General features: G+C 68.1%; 5 protein-coding genes. 1 reads left to right on the top strand and 4 read right to left on the bottom strand.

The features are described from left to right. Positions 1-408 precede the first annotated feature (408 nt). Complete coding sequence (locus JHC79_RS10240; protein ID WP_296390291.1) at positions 409-1,335, top strand: FAD:protein FMN transferase; 927 nt, start codon at positions 409-411, stop codon at positions 1,333-1,335. Here JHC79_RS10240 and eutC read toward each other — a convergent pair whose 3' ends face one another. The 4 genes from eutC to JHC79_RS10220 form a co-directional block, all read right to left on the bottom strand. Beyond that, complete coding sequence (gene eutC / locus JHC79_RS10235) at positions 1,336-2,061, bottom strand: ethanolamine ammonia-lyase subunit EutC (protein ID WP_296390289.1); 726 nt, start codon at positions 2,059-2,061, stop codon at positions 1,336-1,338. It lies immediately after the preceding gene. A 10-nt stretch (positions 2,062-2,071) separates the two neighbouring features. Beyond that, positions 2,072-3,496, bottom strand: coding sequence for an ethanolamine ammonia-lyase subunit EutB (locus tag JHC79_RS10230; protein ID WP_296390287.1), 1,425 nt, complete (start codon positions 3,494-3,496; stop codon positions 2,072-2,074). 3 nt (positions 3,497-3,499) lie between these two features. Beyond that, positions 3,500-4,936, bottom strand: coding sequence for an ethanolamine permease (gene eat / locus JHC79_RS10225; protein ID WP_296390286.1), 1,437 nt, complete (start codon positions 4,934-4,936; stop codon positions 3,500-3,502). A 91-nt stretch (positions 4,937-5,027) separates the two neighbouring features. Next, positions 5,028-5,624, bottom strand: coding sequence for a LysE family translocator (locus tag JHC79_RS10220; RefSeq protein ID WP_296390284.1), 597 nt, complete (start codon positions 5,622-5,624; stop codon positions 5,028-5,030). Positions 5,625-5,974: the final 350 nt, after the last annotated feature.

Below are 5,974 nucleotides of genomic sequence, written 5' to 3'. Positions count from 1 at the left end.
CCGACAACGCGTACCTGCAGGTCGAGGCCGACAACGTCGACGCCATCCGCCTCTATCGCCGCCTCGGCTTCACCCGCCACCACACGTACGGCTACGTCACCATCCAGCCGCCCACCGTGCCTTAATCACCCGCCGAGTGGGCCCAAATCACCCGCCCACCGTGCCGAGACCGACACGGGGTGGGAGCGCTGTCACACAAGCGATACCCGGGTGGCGGTTCCGCACGCTCGACAGGTCCGCTCCACACGCCCGACAGGTCCGTTCGGCACGCTCGACAGGTCCGTTCGGCACGTTCGGCGGAGCGTTCTGGCACGTTCGGCGGGACGTTTCGGCACGGTCGGCGGTGACTCGAAGTCCGTAGCGGCCTATCGGGTCGCTCACAGGGACATCCCAGGGTGGCCGCCCACGATGGAATCCATCACCCCCCACCGGATCGAGGTATCAATGATGATCGCCACCGCTGCCATAACCGGTCTCGGCACCGGAATATCGGTGTCCGTGACCGAACCCGCCGCTCTGCCCAATGCTCTGCGCGAGGTCACCCGCTACGCCGACCACGTCGACCTCACGGTCAACCGTGAGCGGCCGTCGGCGGAGATCCACGCCGTCGACCTCGCCGGCGGGTCACCCGCCATGGTCGGGGTCCTGCTCGAGCAGATCCTCACCGAGGCCCTGTATTTCGCAGACCTCACCGACGGGGCGAACCGATCGGTCCGTCGGAGCGCAATCCCCGACTACCGCTTCCTCCCCCACCTGCAGTTCACCGTCGACGGACCCCGTCCGATGACCGTGCGGACGATGACGCCGGTTCCGGAGTGGCACCGACCCCGCCTGGGCGAGGGCCGAGTCGTCGTCCCCACCGACGTTCGCCTCGAACTCCTCGGGACCGCCCGCGCATTCCTCGCCGACCGCGCTGCGCAGCGGGTTGCGAGCCGCTTCGAGTGCGGCGCACTGGTGACCGTCGGGGACGCGCACGCTGGGAACGTGACCGCGACGGCGGGGCATCCCCCACTGGGCGGGTGGCACGTCCCGGTCGGCAACGAACTCGTCGAGCTCGAGCCCGGGCACGCCCTGTCGACTCTCACCCGCACCGACATCGACGCCCTGCCGCGCAGCCCGTTCGATCCGCGCCCGGCGCCGGCGTTCGCCACGGTCAGCACCATCGCCGACGATGCGGGTTCGGCGTACGCCGCCGCGATGATGACCTACGCGCACCCCGATCGCGCACCGCACCGGCTCATCGACCTCGGAGTGGCGGCACGCACCGTCGACACCAGGGGCCGGGTGCACGAGATCGGCCACTGGCCGTCGCAGCGGCACGCCCACGCGGCCTGACTATTCGGTCAACGTCCGGCTGGTGTCCTTGAGGTCGACGCCGCTGCGGCCCAGTGCGCGTGCGCCTTCCACCAGCGCCGCGACGACCCGCGCGGCGCCGACGTAGCTCTGACCGCCGGGCGGATGGATGTTCGAGATGCAGTTGCGCTCGGAATCCGCCCGCCCGGGGCGCGGCAGGTGCGTCAGGTAGATGCCGACGCTGTCGGCCACCGACAACCCGGGCCGCTCACCGATGACGACGATGAGCGTGCCCACCTTCTGTGCCGCGCCGATGTGATCACCGAGTGCGACGCGTGCCTGCGTCGCGATCACCGGCGTGGCGATCGAGTACTGCGGCGCGAGCACGTCTTTGATGGCCCCGACGACACCGGCCGCGTGCTCGGTGAGCGCGATCGGCGACAACCCGTCGGCGAGCACGATGCCGATGTCGGCGTCCTCCGCGTCCATCGAGAAGCCCTCTGCCGGTTGCCGTCCCAGATCCGGACGCCGCAGGTACTCACTGCGGTCGGCGGCCTGGCTGGCCACCACCGACGGCGTGCCCAACCCGAGCGGCTCGATCGCGGCGACGAGCGCATCGACATCGAGCGGGTGGTGCACCGCATCGCGGGCCGCGGCATGTGCCGCCGCGAACTCCAACACCCGACTCGTCGGCAACGAGTCCCCGACCCGCCCCAATCCGATACGCGCAGAGGTGTTCTGCCGGAGCACTGACCACAGATCGGTCACGTCGACCCCCTCACAGGTGGGCCCCGGATCGGTCGGTCAGTGCTCGTAGCGGTGACGCCTCCGGCGCGAGGTCGAGGATGCGTCCGGTGTCGTCGAGCATGCCCACGACGCCGAGCCACGCCTCGAACTCGGGAGCAGGCTTGAGCCCCAACACACGTCGCGCATAGAGCGCATCGTGGAACGACAGGCTCTGGTAGCCGAGCATCACATCATCGGCGCCGGGCACGGTGATGACGAACGGGACCCCGGCCGCGCCGAGCAGCGTGAGCAGGGTGTCCATGTCGTCCTGATCGGCCTCGGCATGGTTGGTGTAACAGACGTCGACACCCATCGGCAGCCCGAGCAGCTTGCCGCAGAAATGGTCCTCGAGCCCCGCGCGGATGATCTGTTTGCCGTCGAAGAGGTACTCGGGTCCGATGAATCCGACGACGGTGTTGACCAGCAGCGGATCGAACTCACGCGCGATCGCGTACGCCCGGGTCTCCAGGGTCTGCTGGTCGACGGGCCGACCGCCGGTACCGATGTGCGCGCCCGCCGACAACGCAGAGCCCTGCCCGGTCTCGAAGTACATGACGTTGTCGCCGACGGTCCCGCGCTGCAGCGACCGCCCCGCCTCGTTGCCCTCGCGCAGCACGGCGATGTCGACGCCGAACCCGCGGTTGGCGCCCTCGGTGCCCGCGATCGACTGGAAGACCAGATCGACCGGGGCGCCCGCCTCGATCAACCCGATCGTCGTGGTCACGTGCGACAGCACACACGACTGCACGGGGATGTCGTACCGCGTGCGGATCTCGTCGAGCAGGTACAGCAGATCCGAGGTGGCCTGCGGCGAATCGGTCGCCGGGTTGATGCCGATCACCGCGTCCCCGCACCCGAGCAGGAGTCCGTCGAGGGTGGCCGCGGCGATCCCCATCGGGTCATCGGTGGGGTGGTTGGGCTGCAACCGGGTGGTCAGGGTCCCGGGTGCGCCGATCGTCGTGCGGAACGCCGACGTAACGCTCGTCGCCTTCGCGACCGCGATCAGGTCCTGGTTGCGCATCAGCTTGCTCACGGCGGCGACCATCTCGGGGGTCAGTCCCGCGCCGACCGTGCGCAGCCGCTCGGCGGCGTTCGGCCCGCTCGCGGTGGCTAGTAGCCAGTCGCGCAGACCACCCACGGTGAGGTCGGCGACCGGCGCGAACGCCGACCGGTCGTGGGTGTCGATGATGAGTCGGGTCACCTCGTCGGTCTCGTACGGGACCACCAGATCCTCGAGGAAGGTGGTCAACGAGACGTCGGCGAGCGCCCACTGCGCGGCCGCGCGTTCGAGGTCGGTCTCGGCCGCACATCCGGCGAGTTCGTCACCGCTGCGGCGCGGCGTCGCCTTGGCGAGCAGGTCGATCAGGGAACCGAAGGTGAAGGTGGTGCCGCCGAGCATCTGCCGATAGGTCGACACCCCTCACACGACCTCGTCGTCGGCGAGAAGCGCGAACTCCTCGTCCGGTGACCCGGCCACGAGGTGACGCCGGCTGTACAGGCCGAAGTAGGCCATGAACGCGGCGAACGCTCCGAGCGTCCACAGCGCGGCGGTGGTGTCGACGAGGAACGTCGCGATGACCGCGGCGACGGCGATCACCAGGGCGAAGCCGGTGGTCACGATGCCGCCGGGCGTGCGGTACGGCCGCGGCATGTCGGGCTCGCGCACCCGGAGCACGATGTGGCTGATCATCATCAACACATAGCTGAGTGCGGCTCCGAACACGGCCATGTTGAGCAACATCGCGCCCTCGCCGATGAAGGTGAGCGCGAATCCGATCACCCCGGGGATGATCAGCGCCCACACCGGCGCCTTGCGGTTGTTGGTCAACGACAGCGACGTGGGAAGGTAGCCGGCGCGCGAGAGGGCGAACGTCTGCCGCGAGTAGGCGTAGATGATCGAGAAGAAGCTCGCGATGAGGCCCGCGAGACCGATGTAGTTGACGACGCTCGAGGCGGTCCCGTCGCCGAGCGCCAGCACGAGGGGGTTGCCCGAGTCGGTGAGTTCGTCGGCTCCGACGGCGCCGGTGGCGAGTACGAGCACGACTGCGCCGGTGACGACCAGCATGAGCATCGCGACGATGATGCCGCGGGGGACGTTGCGCTCGGGGTTCTCGGCCTCCTCGGCGGCGAGCGGGACACCCTCCACGGCGAGGAAGAACCAGATCGCGAACGGGATGGCCGACCAGATGCCGAGGTAGCCGTTCGGCAGGAAGCTCGACGACCCGGCCGCATCGGGGTCGGCGGCGATGTTGGTCAGGTTCGAGACGTCGAACATGCCCGCCGCGGCGACGGCGAAGACGACCAGTCCGACGAGAGCGATACCGGTGATGACGAACATGGCCTTGAGCGCCTCGCCCGCGCCCACCAGGTGGATGCCGATGAAGATCGCGTACGCGGCGAGATAGACCCACCACCCGTCGGTGATGCCGAACAGGTTCAACGATTCGACGTAGGCGCCGATGAACGTGGCGATCGCGGCGGGCGCGATCGCGTACTCGATGAGAATGGCGGTGCCGGTGGCGAATCCACCCCACGGTCCCATCGCACGCCGGGCGAAGGTGTAGCCACCGCCCGCGGCGGGCAGGGCCGAGGACATCTCGGCCATGCCGAGCACCATGGCGAGGTACATCGCGGCGATGATGACCGCGGCGATCAGCAATCCGCCGAACCCACCCTCGCCGAGTCCGCCGTTCCAGCCGGCGTAGTCGCCGGAGATGACGTAGCTGACGCCGAGACCGGCCAGCAGGACCCAGCCCGCGGTGCCCTTCTTCAGCTGTCGTTTCTCGAGGTAATCACCCTCGGCGGCTGATGCTTTCGTCGTGCTGGGCGCCGGGAGAGCGGACTTGTCGATCGTCATGATCGGACGTTAGACCCGTTGTGAGAACTACGGGTGATATCGGCTTTTCGAGCATGTTTCGTTCAGCGGCCTGAACTTTTCACCCGGTCGATCAGACGCGAGCTCGAGCAGGCACCTCGCGAGCCAACACGATTGCGACGCCCCCGAGCAGGCTGCCGGTCACGCGTCGCTGCCAGAGCGCCCAGGTCGGGCTACGGGTGAACAGTTGGGCCACGGATCCGGCGGCGACGATGATCGATGCGTTCACAATCATGCTGACCGTGATCTGCAACGTCCCCAACGTCATTCCCTGGGCGAACCGGTGCCCTCGATCGGCGTCGATGAACTGCGGGATGAGGGTCAGATACATGATCGCCGCTTTGGGATTGAGCAGGTTGGTGATCAAACCCATTGAAAACAGCCGCGCGGGGCTGTCCTTCGGCAGATCAGAGACTTCGAAAACACCTCTGCCGCCCGGCCGAAGCGCCTGCCACGCCAGATGAGCGAGGTAGGCGACGCCAGCCGACTTCAGCCCGATGAACAACCACGGGACTGCCACGAAAACAACGGCGAGGCCCAGGTTGGCCATCAACAAGTACACGACGAATCCGACTCCGGTCCCGGCCAGCGAGACCAGTCCGGCACGCCGGCCCTGACCGATGCTGCGCGATACCAGATACATCATGTTGGGTCCGGGTGTCAGCACCATGACCAGTGCAGTGAGGACCATCGCGGCCGCCGCGGTGAGCGTGACCGGGAGCAACGAGACTGTCGGGGACATGGACTGAGAATGGACTCACGACGTCGTACGCCTCAACCCCTTTTCCGCCCTGACAGTGCGACAACTCTGAGCGGTCGCACACCGGGCAGGGGCGCTGACGCCTTCGGTGAAGCGCCACGAGACGCGATGCGGTCGACGTAATCTGGCGACGATGACTTTGCCCATGACCACACCTCCGGAGCGCCGCCGGACGCGGCGGACCCGGTTGCTGATCGCCGCCACAGCGCTGCTCGCGCTCCTGGTGATCGGACTCGCGATCGGCGTCTCGTGCCGCGGTG

Origin of the sequence: Williamsia sp. (assembly GCF_016462415.1) — a bacterium.
Taxonomy (GTDB): domain Bacteria; phylum Actinomycetota; class Actinomycetes; order Mycobacteriales; family Mycobacteriaceae; genus Williamsia_A.
Note: the sequence above shows the minus strand (reverse complement) of the source record. Positions and strands in the feature narration are given on the sequence as shown.